The organism is Pseudonocardia kujensis (assembly GCF_021283305.1).
GTDB lineage: Bacteria > Actinomycetota > Actinomycetes > Mycobacteriales > Pseudonocardiaceae > Pseudonocardia > Pseudonocardia kujensis.
In genome coordinates, this window is sequence record NZ_JAJSOK010000029.1 from 52,087 (window position 1) to 69,701 (window position 17,615).

Genomic DNA, 17,615 nt, shown 5'->3' on the forward strand with positions numbered 1-17,615 from the left:
GCTACCGTGACGACGGTCCCTTTCTTCGACGGCGAGGAGAGCTCATGCGCACCGGCATCGTGATGACCGCCCGACCGGGGGTCGAGGAGCTGGCGGCCCGGGCCGAGGAGCTCGGTTTCCGCAGCTTCTGGGTCTACGACACCCCGATGGTCAACGGCGACCCGTTCGTGTCCCTGGCGTTGTGCGCGAAGGCGACGAGCAGGATCAAGCTGGGCATCGGCGTCACGTCGCCGGCCCTGCGCTCGACCCCGGCCGCGGCGGCCGCGGTGTCGAGCCTCAACGCCCTCGCCCCGGGCCGGGTGATCTGCGGGGTGGGCACCGGCAACACCGCCCGGCGCACGCTCGGGATGCTGCCGACCAAGATGGCCGAGCTCGAGTCGTTCACCGCCGCGCTGCAGGACCTCACGGCGGGTCGGGAGACCGCCTACCGCGAGGGCGACCGCGAGCGCACCATCCGGTTCCTGCACGTCGGGCCGTACGTGAACACGGCGGACCCGGTGGAGTTCGTGGTCGCGGCCTTCGGGCTGAAGGCCGCGGCGATCGCGGGCCGGCTCGGGGCCGGGGTCATCTCCTTCGGGCTGCTGGCGCCCGAGGCGTGGACGGCGTTCGACGCGACGCGGCGCGAGGCCGCCCGCGGGGCCGGGCACCCGGAGGAGGCCGACTCCTACGTCATGACGTCGCTGCACGTGCTTCGCGAGGGCGAGGATCGCCACGGCGACCTGGCCAGGGACACCATGGGTCACGTCGCGATGGCGTTGCTGACGTTCGCCGCGGACAACCCGGGGTTCCTGGAGACGCTGGAGCCCGACGAGGCCGACGCCGTGCAGCGGCTGCTGGAGCGTCGGGGCACCACGGCGACCGACCCGAACCGGCACGCGACGCTCTACCGCAACTACCTCGGCCGCATCGCGCCCGAGGACCGCGACCTGGTCGTACCGTCGCTCGTCGACAAGCTGGGCCTGATCGGCACCCGGGCCGAGCTCCTCGACCGCATCGCCGCGATGGAGAAGGCCGGCATCACCGAGATCGTCATCCAGCCCGTCGTCGACCCGGAGACCGAGATGACCGAGCTGGCCGCCCTGATGTCCTGAGCAGGTGGCCACCGATCAGGCCGGCCACCGCCCCCGCCCCGACCAGTCCGGCGCCGGCGGCCGTCCCGAGGCCGCGGCGGACCCGGACCTCCGGCCGGATCACCGCGGGTTCGGGTGGGGGCGGAGGGTGGTCGACCTGGTTGTCCGGCGACGTGGCGGCCCAGGCGGCGATGAAGATCAGGTACCGGGACACCGTGTACATGAAGACCATGAGGCCGAGGATCGGGCCGAACGCGGCCCCGGTCGGGCTCCGGGTCACGACCGCCAGGTACACCACCATCCCCTGCTTGATGAGCTCGAGGCCGACCGCCGCGCCGACCGCCGCGCGTCCGGCGCTGCGCCACGTCACCTGCTCGCGGGGCAGCCGCGTGTAGATCCAGAGGAACAGCAGCCAGTCGGCGAGCAGGCTCAGGACGATGCCGAGCACGGTGAGGAGCACGCGCGCCCACGCGTGGTCCGCCAGCCCGAGGAACTCGAGCACCCGCCCGGCGAAGAATCCCGCCGCGGTGGTGATGCCGAAGGACACCGCCGCCGCCAGGCCCAGCCCGAGCAGCGCGACCAGGTCGACGCACAGCCGGCGAAGGAACGGTGGCTCCTGCGGCGGTTGCCCCCACTGCTCGGACAGCGCGGCGCGCAGGTTGCTCATCCACCGCATCCCCGTGTAGGTCGCGATGAGGATGCCGACCACCCCGACGGTCGAGGCGGAGGCCACGGCCTGGTCGATGATCGAGTTCACCGTCGCGTTCAGGGCGGCCGGGAGGGCCTCGTCGATGTGCGCCCGCAGCCGCGCGAGGGGATCCGGCTCGGCGACGAGCACCAGCGTCACCACGGCGAACGCGACCATGACGAGGGGGACCAGGGCCAGCAGGCTGAAGTAGGTGATCGCGGCCGCGTAGTGGTTCCCGTGCCGTTCGGTGTACCGCGTGCCGGCGCGCACCAGGTGGTCGAGCCACGGATGGTCCCGGCGGAGCCGGTCGAAGCCGGCCAGGACGTTCAGCCGTTCGGTCACCGTGGCCTCCCCCACTCTTCTCGCGGCGCCACGTTCGCGAACGCGGCGTCGGCTCCGCTCACCCGCGCGGGGTGACGTGCCCGGGCCGAGTCGGCCGGGCACGATGCCGGGGTGGACTCGCAGGCAGGGACGAGCCTGCGCACGAGCGGCCGCGACGTCCGCGACGGCCTGATCGGGCTCGTCGTCACCGGGTCGGCGCTGCTCGTCGCGGCGTGGGTGCTGGACGGGCTGTCCCTGTCGCCATGGTGGACGGCGTTCGTGGTCGCCGCCGTGATGGCCGTGGTGGACGCCCTGGTCCGGCCGGGGCTGCGGGCCCTGGCCCGCCGGGTGGGCGCCGTGACCGCGCTCCTGCTGGGGGTGATCGTCCAGGTCGCCGTGGTCGAGCTCGCGCTCCTCGCGGTGCCCTCCGCCTCGGTGGCCTCCCTCGGCGACGCGGTGGCGACGCTCGTGGTGGTCGCCGTGGTCGCGGTCGTGACGCGCTGGCTGCTCGGTGCCACCGACAACACCTACCTCGTCGCGGACCTGATCCGCCGCGGCGAGCGACGACGGCGCCGCACACCGCACGCCGGCGTGGACGCCGGGGCCGCCCCCGTCGGTGTCGTCGTGGTGCAGGTGGACGGCCTGCCGTTCCCGTTGCTGCAGCACGGCATCGTCTCGGGCGTCCTGCCGACCCTGGCCCGCTGGGTGCGCTCCGGCGACCACGACGCGGTCCGGTGGTGGGCACGCGTCCCGTCGACCACGCCGGCGAGCCAGGCGGCCCTGCTGCACGGCACCAACGACGGCATCCCGGCCTTCCGCTGGTACGAGAAGGACACCGGCCGGCTGCTGGTCGCGAACCGCCCCGCGGACGCGGCCGAGGTCGAGGAGCGGCTCTCGGACGGGCGCGGGCTGCTGGCCGAGGGCGGCGTGAGCGTGTCGAACATCTTCAGCGGGGACGCACCGATCGCCTTCATGACGATGAGCCGCATCACCGGACGGGGCGGCCTCGGCCCGGGCGGCGGCTACATCAGGTTCTTCGCCAGCCCGTTCGTGTTCCCCCAGGCGCTCGTGCGGACACTCGGCGAGATGCTCAAGGAGATCCACCAGAGCCGGCGACAACGCTTGCGGGGCATCGAGCCGCGGGTCCGCAGGCGGGGCGCCTACGTGGCCCTGCGCGGGCTGACGAACGTCCTGTTGCGCGATCTCAACGTCGCCCTGGTGGCCGAGCACATGATCGCCGGCGCGCCGGTGATCTTCGTCGATCTCGTCGACTACGACGAGATCGCCCACCATGCCGGCGTCGCGCGGCCCGAGGCGCTCGCCGCGCTGGCCGGCGTGGACGGGGTCCTCGGCACCCTCGAGAGGGTGGCGGCGGCCGCGCCGCGGGCGTACCGCTTCGTGGTCCTGTCCGACCACGGACAGAGCCAGGGGCCGACGTTCCGCCAGCTGACCGGGCGCGGCCTGGAGGCGGCGGTCCGGGAGCACACCGCCGCGGCCGGGACCGCCACGCTGGTCGACACCGGTGACGTCGAGGTGTGGGGGCCGGCCAACGCGATGCTCGCCGAGGTCCTGTCGTCCGTCCGGCCCGGGGCGCGGCGGTCCGGCGCGCGGCAGGGCCCCGGCGGCACGGGCGTGGTCGTCGGGCCGCAGCGCCGGGCGCCGGACGGGGCGCCCGGCGAGCGGCCGGAGCTGGTCGTCGTGGGTTCGGGCAACGTCGGGCTCGTCTGGTTCCCCGGACTGCCGGGGCGCGTGCCGATCGAGGAACTGGACCGGCGGTTCCCGGGGTTGGTCCCCGGCCTGCTCGCCGAACCCGGGGTGGCGTTCCTCGTCGTGGACAGTGCACGCGGACCGTTGGTGGTCGGTCCGGACGGCGTGCGGGTGCTGCTCGAGGACGTCGTCGAGGGCCGCGACCCGCTGGCCGCGTTCGGCCCCCGGGCCGCGGCCGATCTCGCGCGGGTCGCCGTCATGGGCTCCTGCCCCGACCTCTACGTCCACTCCACGGTCGACCCGCGCACCGACGAGGTGCACGCCTTCGAGGAGCTCGTCGGTTGCCACGGCGGCCTGGGCGGGTGGCAGAACGACGCCGTGCTCGTCCACCCGGCGGACTGGCCGCTGGACGCCGACCTCCTCGACCGGTCGGTCGAGGGCGAGGCGCTGCTGTACGGCGCCGACGCCGTGCACCGGCAGCTCGTGCGGTGGCTCGAGCGGTGCGGTGCGCGGCGGCCGGTGCCGGCGACACCCCTGCACCGTTCGTGACGCAGAGGTGTCGGCGCAGGAGCTGCCCCGACCTCACGCCCCCCGGTGCCGGGCCACGCCTCACCGCTCCACGTGCAGCAGCCCGAGCCGCCGGGTGGCGCGGGTGATCGAGACGTAGAGGTCGGCGGGGTTGTGGGCGCGGATCCCCTCCGGATCGACGATCACCACGACGTCGAACTCCAGGCCCTTCGCCGCCACCGGGGTGTACACCTCGGCGGGGAGCCCGGCGAGGCCCTCGACGTCGGCGGCGATCACCGCCAGCGTCCCGCGCTCCAGACCGGCGGCCTCCGCCTCGACCGCCTTGCGCAGCTCGGCCTCGAGGTCGGCCGCCGGCACGGTGCGCTCCCACGGCTCCTCGCCCGTCGACCGCACCGACGTCGGCGGCCGCCGGTCGGGGGCGAACTCGGCCAGCACGCCGGCGGCCAGATCCATGATCTCGCTCGGCGTCCGGTAGTTCACCGTGAGCGCCCGGTAGGTCCACCGCGAGCCGAGGTGCGGGCCGAGCACGTCCGCCCACGCCTGCGCCCCGGCGGGGGCACTGCGCTGCGCGAGGTCGCCGACCGCGGTGACCGAGCGCGACGGGCAGCGCCGCAGCAGGACGTGCCAGTCCATCGCGGACAGCTCCTGCGCCTCGTCGACGACGAGGTGCCCGTAGCGCCAGTCCCGGTCGCCGGCCGCCCGCTCGGCGACGCTCGCGAGGTGCCCGGGCACCTGCCGGGCGGCGAGGACGTCGGCGGTGACGAAGTCGGTCGGGCGCAGCTCGTCCGGGTCCTCGCCGGCGATCTGCCGGTCGGCCGACTCCAGGATGCTGAGCACCTCCGCGGCGTAGCGGCTGTCGGACCCGTCCGGCCCGGGCCGGTCACCGGGAGGCGCCCCGAGCAGCTCGGCCAGCTCGTCGAGCAGCGGCGCGTCGGCCACCGTCCACTCCGCACCCTCGGGGCGGTGCAGCCCGTCGAGCGCGCCGAGCGGGCCGAGCGCGCCGGCCGCCGAGGCCAGCCGCTCCGGGGAGGCGTACAGCTCGGCGAGCGCCCGCTCCGGCGTGAGCACGGGCCAGAGCTCCTCGACGGCGGCGTGGAAGTCGAGGTTCGCGCGCAGGTCGTCCCGGAGCTCGGCGCGCATCTCCGCGGTCACCTCCGCCGCGCCGGCGGGCTCGATCTCGGGGAGGTCGAGGTCGCGCAGGAGCTCCGCGAGCTCCGGCGGGTCCTCCAGGTGCCGGTCGAGCTTCTCCAGGCCCTGTTGGACGAGCAGCCCGCCGAGCGCGTCCCGGAAGGTCGTGCGGGCGGCGTTGTGCGGCTGGCCGGTCGCCCGGGCGCGCCGGCGCGCCTCGGCCGCGGTGGCCCGGTCGACCTCGACGGTCACGTCCTCGAGCCCGATCGCGATCGGCACCGCGGGCAGCCCCTGCCGGTCGGCAACGGCGCGGCGCAGCACGTCCAGCATCGCCAGGTCGCCCTTCGTGCGGGCCACCTCGCCGGGGTCGACGGCGGTCGCGACCACGCCCTGCGCCAGCCGGCCCGGGGTGGTGAACACGACCGCCGACTCGCCCAGCGCGGGCAGCACGCCCCCGACGTAGCGCACGAACCCGGCGCTGGGCCCGACGACCAGCACCCCGCTGCGGGCGAGTCGCTCGCGGTGGGCGTAGAGCAGGTAGGCGGCCCGGTGCAGCGCGACCGCGGTCTTGCCGGTGCCCGGGCCGCCCTCGATCACGACCGCGCCGGCGAGCGGCAGCCGGATGATCGCGTCCTGCTCGGCCTGGATGGTGGTGACGATGTCGCGCATCGTCGAGCCACGCGGCGCCTTGAGCGCGGCGAGCAGGGCCGGGTCCGACGCCGAGCCGGAATCGGCGGCCCCGTCCAGCACGTCGTCGTGGAACGTGGTGACGCGCTCGTCCGGCGCGGTTCCGGCGAGCTGGAAATGGCGTCGCCGGGTCACACCCAGGGGGGTGGCGAGGGTCGCGCAGTAGAACGGCTGTGCGGCCGGGGCCCGCCAGTCGGTGAGCGCGCTCTCGCCGTCCTCGGGATCGGTGAGTCCGATGCGGCCGACGTAGGTCGTCGTCCCGTCGGTGTGGTCGAGCCGGCCGAAGCACAGGCCGGAACGGGCGGCGCTCAACGCATGGACCCGCTCCGACCAGCGGTGGACCGAGACGTCCCGCTCGTAGCGGGCGCTGAGCTCGCCGCCCGTCGGCGCGGAGAGCGCGCCGCGCGCGTGGGCGGAGGCCTCGGCGAGCTCCGCGACGAGCAGATCGTGCAGTCGGCGGATCCGCCCGGTCTCCGCGGCCACTTCGTCCTCGAAAGCGGGTCTTTCCACGCCCTCCCCATTCGTGCTAGACTCACAATGCAGAGTTACGGATTTCGTATCTGAGTGCACCCGTCAGAATAACTCGTTCACGCCTTCCTGCGCACGGGAATTCCGGGTGACGCGTCTTCCGTTCGTCATTCCTCACGCGCGCGGCGGAACCGCCGTCCGCCCGCGTCGGTCCACCCACGACGGAGCCCCCGGACGTTCCCGGGGGCTCTCGTCGCGGCGCTCCTGGTGTCAGCCGAGGATCTTCGCCTTCTGGGCGGCGAACTCGTCGTCGGTGAGGATGCCCTGGTCGCGGAGCTCGGCGAGCTGCTTGAGCTGCGAGATCACGTCGGCCTGGCCGGGGGCCGGCGGCGCAGGCGGGGGAGCGGGCGCGGAGTAGTCGCCCTGCGGCGCCATCTGCGCCTCGTAGGCCCGCTCGCGGTCGGCCGCGGTCTCCGCGTCCCGATCGGCGAACTTGCGCGCCTGGTGGCGCTGGACCCGGCCGGCCACCGACGACGCGGTGCCGGCGATGATCGCGGTGCGGGCGATCCCGCGCAGCAGACCTGGCATGTGTCCTCCCTCAGCTCTGTCCGGCCACGGCCTCGAGCCGCTCCACGGCCTCGAGCACGTCCGGCGCCGGGATCCGCTGGCTGGCGACGAGCTCGCCGCCGGCGTCGAGCACGGCCCCGACCAGCGGTGCGGCCCAGGTGTTCTCGAAGAGGAGCAGCGCGGCCGTCGTGCCCGGCTGCATCAGCTCGGCCACCGCTCGCACGTCGTCGTCGTGGATGAGCCCCGACTGCGCGCCCTCGAACGCGGTGAAGCCGCCGACGCCCGCGGAGGTGACGTCGGTGAGGTCGATGCCCGAGTACGACCCGTCGGCGGCCTTGCGGATCACCGTGAGGTCGTAGAGCCGGACGATGTCGCGCCGGACGAGGTCCATGAGCGCGTCGCCGCAGGCCTTCGTGTCGGCGTCGTCGGGGAACTCGAGGAGCACGAAGTCGATCGGCCCCGCGGTCGTCTGATCCGGCATCGCTGCACCACTCTCCCGTCCCGGAAAGGCTCGGTCGAGCAGGACGGTAGGCAGGGCCCGGGGCCGGGCGGCTCACCCCCGGAGGACGACTTCGCCCGTGTGAGGCGCGCCTCACCCGTCGGTGCGTGACCCCTCTCTCGGTTTCGCTCCGCAATGGTCTAGCTTGCTCCACACGGTGGACACATCCCCGATGTCCACCACGGACGGTCTCTGCCGCGCCCGCATCGTTCCCCCGGGTGGAGCAGTCGCGGCGGAAGGAGTCGCATGGTCGCCCGTCACCGCCTCGCCGCACGGTCGTTCTGCGTCCCGGACCTGTCGCCCCGGGTGCTCGCCGGCGCGGTCGGCGCCCTCACCGTCGCCGGCGTGGTCGCCGGGTGCACCGCCGCCGCGCCCCCGACGCCCAGGACGGCGACGGTCGTACGCGCCTCCGTGTCGACCGGGGTGTCCGCACCCGGGTCGCTCAGCGCGATCACGGAGCAGAACCTCGGCTTCCCGAAGGGCGGCCGGTTGACGTCGGTGCTGGTCGAGGTCGGCGACCGGGTCGAGCCCGGACAGCCGCTCGCGACCGTCGACGACTTCGCCGCGCGCCAGGCCCTCGCCGCCCAGCAGGCGCAGCTGCAGTCCCAGCAGGCCGTGCTGGACAAGCTGGTGGACTCGCCGGCCGTCGGCGGTGCGCAGGACTCGCTGGACCAGGCGCAGCGGATCGCCGACGCCGTCCGGACCCAGGCCGACGCCACGGTGAAGGCGGACGAGGTCGCCATCGACGACGCCCGCCGCCAGCTGGACATCGACGAGCACGCGAAGGACCAGGCGATGGACGCGCGGGACCGGGCCTGCGCCTCGACCGACGGCGCGCCGGACCAGGCCGCGGCGGCGAGCAGCGGCTCGGGCAGCGGGACGGGCAGCGGGTCGGGCACCGCGGCGGCGACCGAGGGCGCGCCGTCGGGGTCGACCGGGCTCCTGCCGATGTCCCCGGGGCTCGCCCAGGCCGCCCAGGTCGATCCCGCCGCCTGCAGCAGCGCGCAGCAGGCCTCCACCGCGGCGAAGCAGAAGGTCGTCGCCGACCAGGCCGCGGTCGACTCCGCCGTGCAGAAGCGCGACGTCGACAGGGCGGCCGGCGACGTCTCGGTGCAGAACGCCGAGCAGGGCGTGGTCACCGCCCGGAACAGCCTGGCGACCGCGGACTCGGACCGCCCGCACGCCATCGACCAGCAGCAGGCGCTGGTGGCGGCGGCGCGCTCGCAGGTGGAGTCGGCCCAGCGAGACGTCGACGACACCACGCTCCGCTCCCCGGTCGGCGGCACGGTCTCGGTGCTCAACGGGACCGTCGGCGAGTTCGTCGCGCCCAGTTCGGGCGTGGGCGCGCTCGCCCCGGGCACCGACGCGACGATTCCCGGCGCCGGCGGCGGGACGACCGGCGGCCCGGCGGCCGCCGCGGGTGCGGCCTCACCGACCCGGCCCGGCGGCACCCAGTTCCTCGTGCTCACGGACGTCGACCAGTACCAGGTCGTGGTCCCGTTCAACGAGTCCGATGCGGCCTCGATCGCGCCGAACCAGCGCGTGAACGTCACCGTCGACGCGATCCCGGACCTCACGATGCCGGGCACCGTCGTCTCGGTCGCCCCGACCGGCACCGCGATCGCCGGCGTGATCAGCTACTACGTCACCGTCGCGCTGACCGGGGACGATCCCCGGCTGCGGGCCGGGCAGACGGCGACCGCACAGGTGGTCACCAGCGAGACCCCGCCCGTGCTGACCGTGCCGACGCAGGCCGTGCGCACGCAGGACGGGCGGAGCGAGGTCACCGTGCTCGACGGCGGCGACGCGCGGACCGTGCCGTTCCAGCCCGGCGTCGTCGGCGCGGACCGCACGGAGGTCGTGTCGGGGCTCCAGGACGGGCAGCAGGTCCTGCTGCCCGTCGGACAGTAGCCGGGGAGGGCCCACGATGGTCGAAGGTCCGATGGAGCCGCCCCCGGCCGGTGGGAAGGCCGACGGGACAGCCGACGGGAACGGCGACGGGAACGGCGACGGGGTGGGCGGGCCCGCCGCCCCGCCGGCACCCAGGCGCCGGATGAAGCGGCAGACCCGGGTCTCGCTCCTGGTGATCGCGGTCGTCGCCGTCGTGGTCGCGGCCGTGCTCGTCGTGGTCTACGTGGTCGAGGGCGGCAAGTACGTCACCACCGACAACGCGCAGATCGACGGGGACAGGATCACGGTCAACGCGCCGGGCAGCGGCACGCTGGTCGACTGGACGGCACACCAGGGCTCACAGCTGCTCAAGAACCACACCGTGGGGCGCATCCGGATCCAGGGCGGGTTCGTGCAGCCCCAGCAGGCCATCCGCGCGCCGGGCGACGCCACCGTCGTGGTGGACAACGGCGTGGAGGGCGCCTTCGTCGCGGCCGGGACCGAGCTGGCGGTGGCCTACGACTTCTCGCGGATCTACGTCACCGCGCGGGTCGACGAGACCGACATCGACGACGTCCACGTCGGCCAGCCCGTCGACATCGCGGTCGACGCCTTCCCCGGCGTCGACCTCCACGGCAGCGTGGAGGAGCTGCAGGGCGGTGCGGCCGGGGTCTTCTCGCCCTTCCCGCAGTCCAACACCTCGGGCAACTACCAGAAGGTCACCCAGGTCATTCCGGTGCGGATCGGGATCGAGGACACGAAGGACCTGCAGCTCGTGCCGGGCATGAACGTCACCGTGAAGATCCACAAGGGCGGGTGAGTCAGCCCCGCGTGCGGACCGGGTCCCGGCGGGCCCCGCCGGGACCCTCGGGCTCGCCGGCCGGGACGTCCCCGTTCGTCGCGCCGTCTCCGGAGGGCCCGGGCGACGGCGGCGGCGCGTCCTGCGCCGCCCCGCCCGGACCGGCGGGCGCCGGGTCCGCCTGCGCCGCAGGCACCTTCCCCGAGCGCAGCAGGAGCGCGAGCGCGGCGCCGACCAGCGTGATCACGGTCGTGAGCACCATCAGGTTGTCGAGCGCCTCGACGAAGGACTGGTTGGCGGTCTGCCGGTAGGTCAGGTAGAGACCGAGCGTGTGACCCGCCTGGCCCGGTCCGAGCGCGGGGACCGGGGTGCCCGGGCCGACGAGCGCGGACCGGTCGGACAGCATCTGCGCCTGGGTGGCCGTGACCACCGCGGTCAGGACGGCCAGGCCGAGCGCTGCCGCGGTGCGCTGCACGACGTTGTTGAACGCGCTGCCGGAGTTGACCTCGCTGACGGGCACGCTCGCGAGGCCGCCGGTCATCACCGGCATCATCGCCATGCCCATGCCGGCCGCGCGCAGCATCAGCAGCAGCGCGATCTCGACGTGCGAGGTCACCGGGGTCAGCCCGCGCAGCAGGTAGGTCCCGCCCGCGCACACGACCAGCCCGACGAACGCCGGCCACCGCGGCCCGATCCGGTCGTAGAGCCGCCCGGCGACGGGCATCAGCACGGCCATGATCAGGGCCTGCGGGAGCAGCACGAACCCCGCCTCGAACGCGCCCATGCCCTGGGCCTGCTGCAGGTAGACCGGCACGTAGAAGAGCACCGCGAACAGCCCGACCGACAGCACCGAGATGATCAGCAGGGAGTTCGTGAACGGCCAGTACCGGAACACCCGGACGTTGAGCAGGGGCTCGTCGACCTCGAGCTCGATCACCACGAACAGGGCCAGGCAGAGCACGCCGAGGCAGGCGAGGCCGACGGTCGGCAGCGACGTCCAGCCCCAGTCCTGCCCCTCGGACAGGGCAAGGAGCAGCGAGAACAGGGCGACGGCGATGGTCAGGAAGCCGAGGGCGTCGAACCGGGCGCGGCGGGTCGGGCCGAACCGCGGCAGCACCGCGACCGCGGCCGCGGCGCCCAGCACGCCGACCGGCACGTTGATGAAGAAGATCAGCCGCCAGTCCACGTACTCGACGAGGTAGCCGCCCAGGGTCGGGCCGACGGCGGGGGCGACGATGATGCCGAGCCCGTAGAGGCCCATGGCCGCGCCGAGCTGCGCGCGCGGCACGATCCGGTAGAGGATCGCGAGCGTGACCACCGGCAGGATCCCGCCCGGGATCGCCTGCACGATCCGGAAGGCGACCAGGCTCTCCAGGCTCCACGCCACCCCGCACAGCGCCGACCCGCCGGCGAACGCGAGCAGCGAGACGATGTAGACGATCGTGGCCCCGTACCGGTCGGACAGCCAGGCCGACAGCGGCACGACCACGCCCAGCGCCAGCGTGTACGCCGTGGCGATCCACTGGACCTCGTCGGTGGTCGCGCCGAAGGAGTTCTGGATCGTCGGCACCGCGACGTTGACGATGCTGGTGTCGAGCACCGACATGAACATCCCGGCGATCAGCACGACGAGGGGCAACGCCCAGCTGCGGCCGGTGGCGGGCACCGCGGGCCGGGCGGCGGTCGACATGCCCGCAGTCTGGCAAAGATTCGTTCCGCCGGGAAACGAAACCCGTCGAACCGGGCGCCGACCTGGCGAAGAAGGATTGATCGGCTCCCGGCGGGGGAGCCCTTCGCCCATGAGGTACATCGTCGGCATCTTCGTGATCGCGGCCATCGTGGTGTTCGTCCGCGGCGACGGCGGCCGGATCGGCCTCGCCATCGTGGCGATCGCCGCCGCCCTGGTGTTCGGGCGCCACGACGGCGCGGGGACCAGCGCGTCGAGCTCCGTGGGCGACGCCGCCGAGGTCGTGCAGACCGCGGGCTCGGTGAACCCGCCCTGACCTGCGCGGATGCGGCCGTGCCGACGAGGCGGTCCTGATGGCCCGTCGGATGGTGCGCTGCTTCCGCCCTGCTCGGCGCGCAGAGCTGCGCCGAGTGGCTGCGCACCTTCTCCCAGCCGGTGGTCGCGGCCGTCCGGGCGAGGGCCTGCCGACCGGGTCGGGTGCCCGGTCGCGGCGGACCTGCTCCCCGGGGGTCAGGTGGGGTTGGTGCCGGTCTCCACCGTCCGCTTGATCTCGGCGAGGGTGTGTTCGAGGCCGGCGCGGATCCGGTCGCCGTCGACGTGCTCGGTGTGGAGGGTGACGGTGACCTCCGAGCCCTCGGCCGCGGCGTTCACGGACAGCTCGCCGTGGTAGCCGTTCGGGCCCTCGGAGCCCCAGCGCAGCGAGCGCAGCGCCGGGTCGCTGTCGAACCAGGCCTCGCCCTCCTTGCGTTCGCCGTCGACCTCCGCGACGACGTGCACCTCCTCGGCGCCGCCCGGCACGTCACCGGTGGCGGCGCTGCCGGTCGGCTCCGCCTCGCGCATGGCGGCAAAGTAGTCCGGGAGGTGGTGGACGTCGGAGAGGTACCGGAACAGCGCGTCGGGCTCGGCCGCCACGGTGGTGGACTGTGCGTAGTCACCCATACGGGGCGGATACCCGCCGGGCGCCCGGCCCATCCCGGATCAGCGCCGGGCGCGCACCGCGGCGGCGAGCTCGTCGAGCAGGGCCGCGGTGGTGTCCCAGGACAGGCACTTGTCCGTGACCGACCGCCCGTAGACGAGCTCGCCGCCCAGCGACTGGTTCCCCTCGACCAGGAAGCTCTCCATCATCAGCCCGGTCACGCCGGTGTCCCCGCCGGCGATCCGCTCCGCGATCTCCCGCACCACCTCGGCCTGCCGGACGTGGTCCTTGCGCGAGTTGCCGTGGCTGGCGTCGACGACCACGCGCTCGGGCAGGCCGGCCCTCGCGAGCCGGGCGCGGGCGTCGGCCACGTCCTCGGCGGAGTAGTTCGGGCCGGCCGCGCCGCCACGCAGGATCACGTGCGCGTCGGGGTTGCCGGTGGTGCGCACCAGGGCGGCGAGGCCGTCGGGGTTGATGCCCATGAACACGTGCGGGGCCGCGGCGGCGCCGATGCCGTCGACGGCGACCTGGACGTCGCCGTCCGTGCCGTTCTTGATGCCGACCGGCATCGACAGCCCACTGACCAGCTGCCGGTGCACCTGCGAGGCCGCGGTCCGGGCGCCGATGGCTCCCCAGGTCACGGTGTCGGCGATGAACTGCGGGGTGATGGGGTCGAGGAACTCGCAGCCGACCGGCAGGCCGAGCGCGGTGATGTCGAGCAGCAGCCGGCGGGCGGTGCGCAGACCGCGGTTGACGTCGAAGCTGCCGTCGAGGCCCGGGTCGTTGATCAGGCCCTTCCACCCGACGGTCGAACGCGGCTTCTCGAAGTACGCGCGCATCACCACGAGCAGGTCCCCGGAGAGCCGCTCCGCCTGCGCCGCGAGCCGGTGCGCGTAGTCGAGCGCCGCGTCGGGGTCGTGGATCGAGCAGGGTCCGACGACGACCAGCAGCCGGTCGTCGCGGCCGTCGAGGACGTCGACGACGTCGGCCCGGCCGCGGGTCACCACCGCGGCGACCCGGTCGTCGGCCGGCAGCTCGTCGCGCAGCAGCGCGGGGGAGAGCAGCGGGCTGATCCGGGCCGTGCGGTGCTGGTCGAGCGCGGCCGCAGCGGTCGGGCCGGCGGCGGTGTCGAGGGGGGACATGGGGGTGGGTCCTTTCGCGGACCGGCCCCGGTCGAGATCCCGCCGAGCCGGCCCAGGTGGTTACCGGCTCTCGTGGGGATGGGTCAGCGCAGCAGGCTGCGGGCCGACCCATCCCGGGCCGGCTCGCTAAACCAGTATCGGCGCGCCATGCCGACCACCGTAGCAGCCGTGCTCAGGAGGGCGTCCAGATGGCGTAGTTGAGGGCGGCCGCGAAGGTGACCCAGCCCAGGTACGGCACGAGCAGCCAGGCCGCGGCGCGGCTGTGCCGGGCGAAGAGCGCGACCGACGCGACGATCGACAGCCACAGCAGCACGATCTCCGCGAAGGCCACGCCGTACAGGCCCGCGGCGAAGAAGAGCGGGGTCCACGCCATGTTCAGCACGAGCTGCACTGCGTAGACCACGTGGGCGGGCGCGGTGAGCCCGGCCCGGCGCCAGACGAGCCAGCCGGACACCGCGATCGTCGCGTAGAGCACCGTCCAGACCGGCCCGAACAGCCACGACGGCGGCGCCCAGGACGGCCGCGGGAACGAGGCGTACTGCTCGGAGGCGGACGCCGAGGCGAGCCCGCCGACGACGGCGACGACCACCACCGCGGCGACGAACCCGAGCAGCGCGAGCAGGGCGGGCGGACGGGTCCGGGACGCGTGGACGGCCATACCCGATAGTCTCGACCATCAAGAGAATTTCCGCGCGACGAACCGCTCACCGCTGCGGCAACCGCTCGCCGCACCTCGCACCCACAGGCATAACGCCGTCACGGCGCCACTCGATTGACGGAGTGGAGCCCTCGCCCCTTGGACAGGTGATGATCAGCGAACTGTGCGAGCCCGGGACCGCGACGACGCGGACCGGACGCCACCGCGTCCCCGAGACCCCGCTGGAGCGGGCGTCGCGGGTGGTCGTGGCAGCGGTCGACGGCGCCGAGCTGCTGGCCGAGGCCGGTGGCCTCCTGCAACACCTCCTCGCCGGTGGGGCGGAGGTCGAGATCCTCGTGGCGGTCGACGCGGACACGCGTCCGCTCGCCCGGTGCGGGCTGCGGTCGGTGCCGGTGCACCGGCTCGGCCTGCGCCGCCCGTTGCCCGCCGCCGCGGCGGCCGACCTGCTCGCCGCGCTCAGCGAGGTCGTCGGCTTCGACCCCGGCCCGGGGCTCGGCATCCTCGCGGCCGGCGAGCTCGCCGGCCGGCCGGACCGGGCTGCGGTCGCGCACGCCGCCGAGGTCGCGGCGGCGGTGTACGGGGCGGAGATCGCGCGGTCGTTGCCGGACCGGCCGGTCGCGGCCCCGGCCACGGACTATCTGCTGACCGGCCCTGAGGCCGCGCACAAGCGCTACGCGGTGGGCCCGGGCGCGACCCTCGTCGAGTCCTTCCTCGCCGACCTGCGGGTCACCGGGCCACGGGCCTGAGCCCTACCGGCCGGCGGCGTCGATCCGCGCGGAGATCTGTGCGGCCAGCTCGGTGTCCTTCGCGGTGAGCCCGCCGGCGGAGTGCGTCGAGAGCCGGAAGGTGACCTTGCGCCAGCGGATGTCGATGTCGGGGTGGTGGTTGCGCTCCTCGGCGTCCTCGGCCACCCGGTCGACGACGGTGATCGCGTCGGGGAAGCTCGGCAGCTCGGCGGTGCGCACGATCGCGTCCCCGTCGCGCCGCCAGCCGGGCAGGTCGGCCAGTGCGGCGGTGACGGCGTCGTCGTCCAGCAGTTCGGCCATGCCGGCCATCATGGAGCAGCGGGCCCGCTCAGGCATCCCTGCGCTGCATGCGCCAGAGGGTGAACCCGACGCCGATCGCCGCGTAGCAGAGCGCACGCAGCGTCGACGACCCCATCGCGTCGAGCGTGATCGGGTCCCGCAGCGCGTCCGCTCCCGCCGACCAGCCCGAGGTCAACAGCCAGGGCTGCAGCCAGTCGAGGGCCGGGATCGCGCTCAGCACCCCGAACGCGATCAGGCCGCCCAGCACGCTCGCCAGCACGACGAGCGGGTGCTCGGTCAGCGACGACACCGCCAGTGCCACCGCCCCGACCGCCGCCAGCTGTCCGACGACCCACACCGTGACCAGCGCGACCCGGGCCAGCCCGGCCGCGAGGCCGAGCGTGGTGCCGGACAGGGTGACCATCCCGCCGTCCGCGCTGCCGACCACCACCATGCCCGCCAGCACCCCGACGACGGCGATCGCCAGCGCCACGGCCGCGGCCACGACCAGGACCCCGAAGGCCTTCACCCCGACCAGCCGCAACCGGCTGACGGGGGCGAGCAGCAGCCCGCGCAGGGTGCCGTTGGCCGCCTCGCCCGCGAGCGCGTCGGCGGCGGCCATGGCCACGGCGAGCGGCAGCAGCAGTGCGAGGGCGACCGTCAGGGCCGCGATCGGGAGCACCAGCCCGTTGCCGGCGACCGCCCCGATCAGCCCGCCCCCGCCGTCGCGGTCGGCGACCACCACACCGATCGCGATGAGGACCGGGATCAGGGCGAACAGACCGAGCGTGACGAGCGTGCGCGGGCGCCGGAACACCCAGCGCACCTCGGCCGCGAGCAGCCGGCCCACGGGCGCGGCGGCGCGGGTGGGAGGGCCGGTCTCCGCGGTGATGGTCATGACCCCTCCGTGAGCTGCGCGAACAACTCCTCCAGCCGCGGCCGCCGCCGGCGCGCCTCGTGCACCGCGACGCCCGCGCGCACCAGCAGCGCGACGATCTCGGGCGGTTCCGGCCCGTCCGTCACGACCACGCCGGGCTCGCCGCCGGTGTCGCGGGAGGCGACCGCGCCGGCCTCGGCCAGGGCGCGCAGGGCCGGTTCGACGTCCGGCGTCACGACCACGAGCCCGCCCGTCCCGGCGTCGAGCAGCCCCCGCAGCTCCCCGGCCGCGACCAGCGTGCCCGACTGCAGGACGGCGACGTGCGTGCAGGTCGCCTCCACCTCGGCCAGCAGGTGCGACGAGACGATCACGGTCGAGCCCGCGGCGTGCAGCTCGGCGATGATCGCGCGCACGTCCCGGGTGCCGGCGGGGTCGAGGCCGTTGGTCGGCTCGTCGAGCACCACGAGCCGGCGCGGCACGAGCAACGCCCCGGCCAGCCCGAGCCGCTGCTTCATGCCCAGCGAGTAGCCGCGGAACCGGCGGTCGGCCGCGTGCGCGAGCCCCACCCGGTCCAGCGCGGCGCCGACGGCCCGCGGGATCGCGGCCGCGTCGAGCAGCGGTTCGGCGGCCGCCAGGCGGCGCAGGTTCTCCCGCCCGGAGAGGAACGGGTGGAACCCGGGCCCCTCGACCAGCGCCCCGACGTGCGGGAGCGCGGCGGCGACCCCGGGCAACGGGTGGCCCAGCAGCTCGGCGGTCCCGGCGGTGGGGCGGGTCAGCCCGAGCAGCATCCGGATCAGGGTGGTCTTGCCGGAGCCGTTGGGCCCGAGCATGCCGAGCACGGCTCCGGTGGGGACCTCGAGGTCGAGGCCCGCCACCGCGACCGTGCGGCCGTACACCTTCCGCAGGCCGACGGCCCGGGCGGCGGGAGCGGCGGTCACCCGCGCAGCCTCCCGCACGG

At 74.6% G+C, this 17,615-nt stretch carries 17 protein-coding genes; 6 read left to right on the forward strand and 11 right to left on the reverse strand.

Annotated elements, in window-relative coordinates; all coding sequences use genetic code 11:
* The first annotated feature begins 44 nt into the window (after window positions 1-44).
* Window positions 45-1,091 carry an LLM class flavin-dependent oxidoreductase gene (locus LWC35_RS20720; protein WP_232871826.1) on the forward strand — a complete coding sequence of 349 codons (1,047 nt, stop codon included), beginning with the start codon at window positions 45-47 and terminating at the stop codon, window positions 1,089-1,091.
* Here LWC35_RS20720 and yhjD read toward each other — a convergent pair.
* Window positions 1,030-2,100 (reverse strand): inner membrane protein YhjD, encoded by a 1,071-nt coding sequence (yhjD, locus tag LWC35_RS20725; RefSeq protein ID WP_232871827.1) that lies wholly within the window; start codon window positions 2,098-2,100, stop codon window positions 1,030-1,032. The genes LWC35_RS20720 and yhjD overlap by 62 nt on opposite strands.
* Window positions 2,101-2,211: 111 nt before the next feature.
* On the opposite strand from yhjD, the gene LWC35_RS20730 reads away from it, so the two are divergent.
* A complete protein-coding gene (locus LWC35_RS20730; protein WP_232871828.1) occupies window positions 2,212-4,335 on the forward strand; it encodes an alkaline phosphatase family protein in 2,124 nt (707 codons plus the stop codon).
* Window positions 4,336-4,395: 60 nt separating this feature from the next.
* On the opposite strand, the gene LWC35_RS20735 is transcribed toward LWC35_RS20730, so the two are convergent.
* The 3 genes from LWC35_RS20735 to LWC35_RS20745 all read right to left on the reverse strand — a co-directional run bounded on the left by LWC35_RS20735 (window position 4,396) and on the right by LWC35_RS20745 (window position 7,645).
* Window positions 4,396-6,612 (reverse strand): helicase domain-containing protein, encoded by a 2,217-nt coding sequence (locus LWC35_RS20735; RefSeq protein ID WP_232871829.1) that lies wholly within the window; start codon window positions 6,610-6,612, stop codon window positions 4,396-4,398.
* A 255-nt stretch (window positions 6,613-6,867) separates the two neighbouring features.
* Window positions 6,868-7,185 carry an SHOCT domain-containing protein gene (locus LWC35_RS20740; protein ID WP_232871830.1) on the reverse strand — a complete coding sequence of 106 codons (318 nt, stop codon included), beginning with the start codon at window positions 7,183-7,185 and terminating at the stop codon, window positions 6,868-6,870.
* Window positions 7,186-7,195: 10 nt separating this feature from the next.
* Complete coding sequence (locus LWC35_RS20745; RefSeq protein ID WP_232871831.1) at window positions 7,196-7,645, reverse strand: DUF6325 family protein; 450 nt, start codon at window positions 7,643-7,645, stop codon at window positions 7,196-7,198.
* Window positions 7,646-7,909: 264 nt separating this feature from the next.
* On the opposite strand from LWC35_RS20745, the gene LWC35_RS20750 reads away from it, so the two are divergent.
* Together LWC35_RS20750 and LWC35_RS20755 are read left to right on the forward strand one after the other, a co-directional pair.
* Window positions 7,910-9,574 carry an HlyD family efflux transporter periplasmic adaptor subunit gene (locus LWC35_RS20750; RefSeq protein WP_232871832.1) on the forward strand — a complete coding sequence of 555 codons (1,665 nt, stop codon included), beginning with the start codon at window positions 7,910-7,912 and terminating at the stop codon, window positions 9,572-9,574.
* A gap of 16 nt (window positions 9,575-9,590) precedes the next feature.
* Window positions 9,591-10,373, forward strand: coding sequence for an HlyD family secretion protein (locus LWC35_RS20755; RefSeq protein WP_232871833.1), 783 nt, complete (start codon window positions 9,591-9,593; stop codon window positions 10,371-10,373).
* Window position 10,374: 1 nt separating this feature from the next.
* Here the strand turns inward: LWC35_RS20755 and LWC35_RS20760 are convergent, their stop codons facing one another.
* Entirely contained in the window at window positions 10,375-12,042 is a 1,668-nt protein-coding gene (locus tag LWC35_RS20760) for a DHA2 family efflux MFS transporter permease subunit (RefSeq protein ID WP_232871834.1), read from the reverse strand.
* A gap of 109 nt (window positions 12,043-12,151) precedes the next feature.
* Here LWC35_RS20760 and LWC35_RS20765 point away from each other — a divergent pair, with 109 nt between their 5' ends.
* Window positions 12,152-12,355 carry a hypothetical protein gene (locus LWC35_RS20765; protein ID WP_232871835.1) on the forward strand — a complete coding sequence of 68 codons (204 nt, stop codon included), beginning with the start codon at window positions 12,152-12,154 and terminating at the stop codon, window positions 12,353-12,355.
* 194 nt (window positions 12,356-12,549) lie between these two features.
* Here LWC35_RS20765 and LWC35_RS20770 read toward each other — a convergent pair whose 3' ends face one another.
* From LWC35_RS20770 to LWC35_RS20780, 3 genes are all read right to left on the reverse strand, one after another.
* Window positions 12,550-12,978, reverse strand: coding sequence for an SRPBCC family protein (locus LWC35_RS20770; protein WP_232871836.1), 429 nt, complete (start codon window positions 12,976-12,978; stop codon window positions 12,550-12,552).
* A 39-nt stretch (window positions 12,979-13,017) separates the two neighbouring features.
* Window positions 13,018-14,097, reverse strand: coding sequence for a 3-deoxy-7-phosphoheptulonate synthase (locus LWC35_RS20775; RefSeq protein WP_232871837.1), 1,080 nt, complete (start codon window positions 14,095-14,097; stop codon window positions 13,018-13,020).
* A gap of 172 nt (window positions 14,098-14,269) precedes the next feature.
* On the reverse strand, window positions 14,270-14,755 hold the full coding sequence (locus LWC35_RS20780) for a TspO/MBR family protein (protein WP_232871838.1): 486 nt from the start codon (window positions 14,753-14,755) through the stop codon (window positions 14,270-14,272).
* A 149-nt stretch (window positions 14,756-14,904) separates the two neighbouring features.
* Here LWC35_RS20780 and LWC35_RS20785 point away from each other — a divergent pair, with 149 nt between their 5' ends.
* Complete coding sequence (locus tag LWC35_RS20785) at window positions 14,905-15,501, forward strand: hypothetical protein (protein ID WP_232871839.1); 597 nt, start codon at window positions 14,905-14,907, stop codon at window positions 15,499-15,501.
* Between the two features lie 3 nt (window positions 15,502-15,504).
* Here LWC35_RS20785 and LWC35_RS20790 read toward each other — a convergent pair whose 3' ends face one another.
* Genes LWC35_RS20790 through LWC35_RS20800 form a run of 3 tightly spaced genes read right to left on the reverse strand, consistent with a single transcriptional unit; the run spans window position 15,505 to window position 17,595 of the window.
* Window positions 15,505-15,801, reverse strand: coding sequence for a 4a-hydroxytetrahydrobiopterin dehydratase (locus LWC35_RS20790; protein ID WP_232871840.1), 297 nt, complete (start codon window positions 15,799-15,801; stop codon window positions 15,505-15,507).
* 28 nt (window positions 15,802-15,829) lie between these two features.
* Entirely contained in the window at window positions 15,830-16,678 is an 849-nt protein-coding gene (locus tag LWC35_RS20795; RefSeq protein ID WP_232871841.1) for an ABC transporter permease, read from the reverse strand.
* Window positions 16,675-17,595, reverse strand: coding sequence for an ABC transporter ATP-binding protein (locus tag LWC35_RS20800; protein ID WP_232871842.1), 921 nt, complete (start codon window positions 17,593-17,595; stop codon window positions 16,675-16,677). The genes LWC35_RS20795 and LWC35_RS20800 overlap by 4 nt, the downstream gene beginning before the upstream one ends.
* Window positions 17,596-17,615: the final 20 nt, after the last annotated feature.

What these genes read in the sequence shown, in the direction of transcription:
- LWC35_RS20720 (WP_232871826.1), top strand. Translation starts at nt 45, where the DNA reads ATGCGCACCGGCATCGTGATGACCGCCCGACCGGGGGTCGAGGAGCTG.
- LWC35_RS20740 (WP_232871830.1), bottom strand. Translation starts at nt 7,185, where the DNA reads ATGCCAGGTCTGCTGCGCGGGATCGCCCGCACCGCGATCATCGCCGGC.
- LWC35_RS20745 (WP_232871831.1), bottom strand. Translation starts at nt 7,645, where the DNA reads ATGCCGGATCAGACGACCGCGGGGCCGATCGACTTCGTGCTCCTCGAG.
- LWC35_RS20750 (WP_232871832.1), top strand. Translation starts at nt 7,910, where the DNA reads ATGGTCGCCCGTCACCGCCTCGCCGCACGGTCGTTCTGCGTCCCGGAC.
- LWC35_RS20755 (WP_232871833.1), top strand. Translation starts at nt 9,591, where the DNA reads ATGGTCGAAGGTCCGATGGAGCCGCCCCCGGCCGGTGGGAAGGCCGAC.
- LWC35_RS20760 (WP_232871834.1), bottom strand. Translation starts at nt 12,042, where the DNA reads ATGTCGACCGCCGCCCGGCCCGCGGTGCCCGCCACCGGCCGCAGCTGG.
- LWC35_RS20765 (WP_232871835.1), top strand. Translation starts at nt 12,152, where the DNA reads ATGAGGTACATCGTCGGCATCTTCGTGATCGCGGCCATCGTGGTGTTC.
- LWC35_RS20770 (WP_232871836.1), bottom strand. Translation starts at nt 12,978, where the DNA reads ATGGGTGACTACGCACAGTCCACCACCGTGGCGGCCGAGCCCGACGCG.
- LWC35_RS20775 (WP_232871837.1), bottom strand. Translation starts at nt 14,097, where the DNA reads ATGTCCCCCCTCGACACCGCCGCCGGCCCGACCGCTGCGGCCGCGCTC.
- LWC35_RS20780 (WP_232871838.1), bottom strand. Translation starts at nt 14,755, where the DNA reads ATGGCCGTCCACGCGTCCCGGACCCGTCCGCCCGCCCTGCTCGCGCTG.
- LWC35_RS20785 (WP_232871839.1), top strand. Translation starts at nt 14,905, where the DNA reads ATGATCAGCGAACTGTGCGAGCCCGGGACCGCGACGACGCGGACCGGA.
- LWC35_RS20790 (WP_232871840.1), bottom strand. Translation starts at nt 15,801, where the DNA reads ATGGCCGAACTGCTGGACGACGACGCCGTCACCGCCGCACTGGCCGAC.
- LWC35_RS20795 (WP_232871841.1), bottom strand. Translation starts at nt 16,678, where the DNA reads ATGACCATCACCGCGGAGACCGGCCCTCCCACCCGCGCCGCCGCGCCC.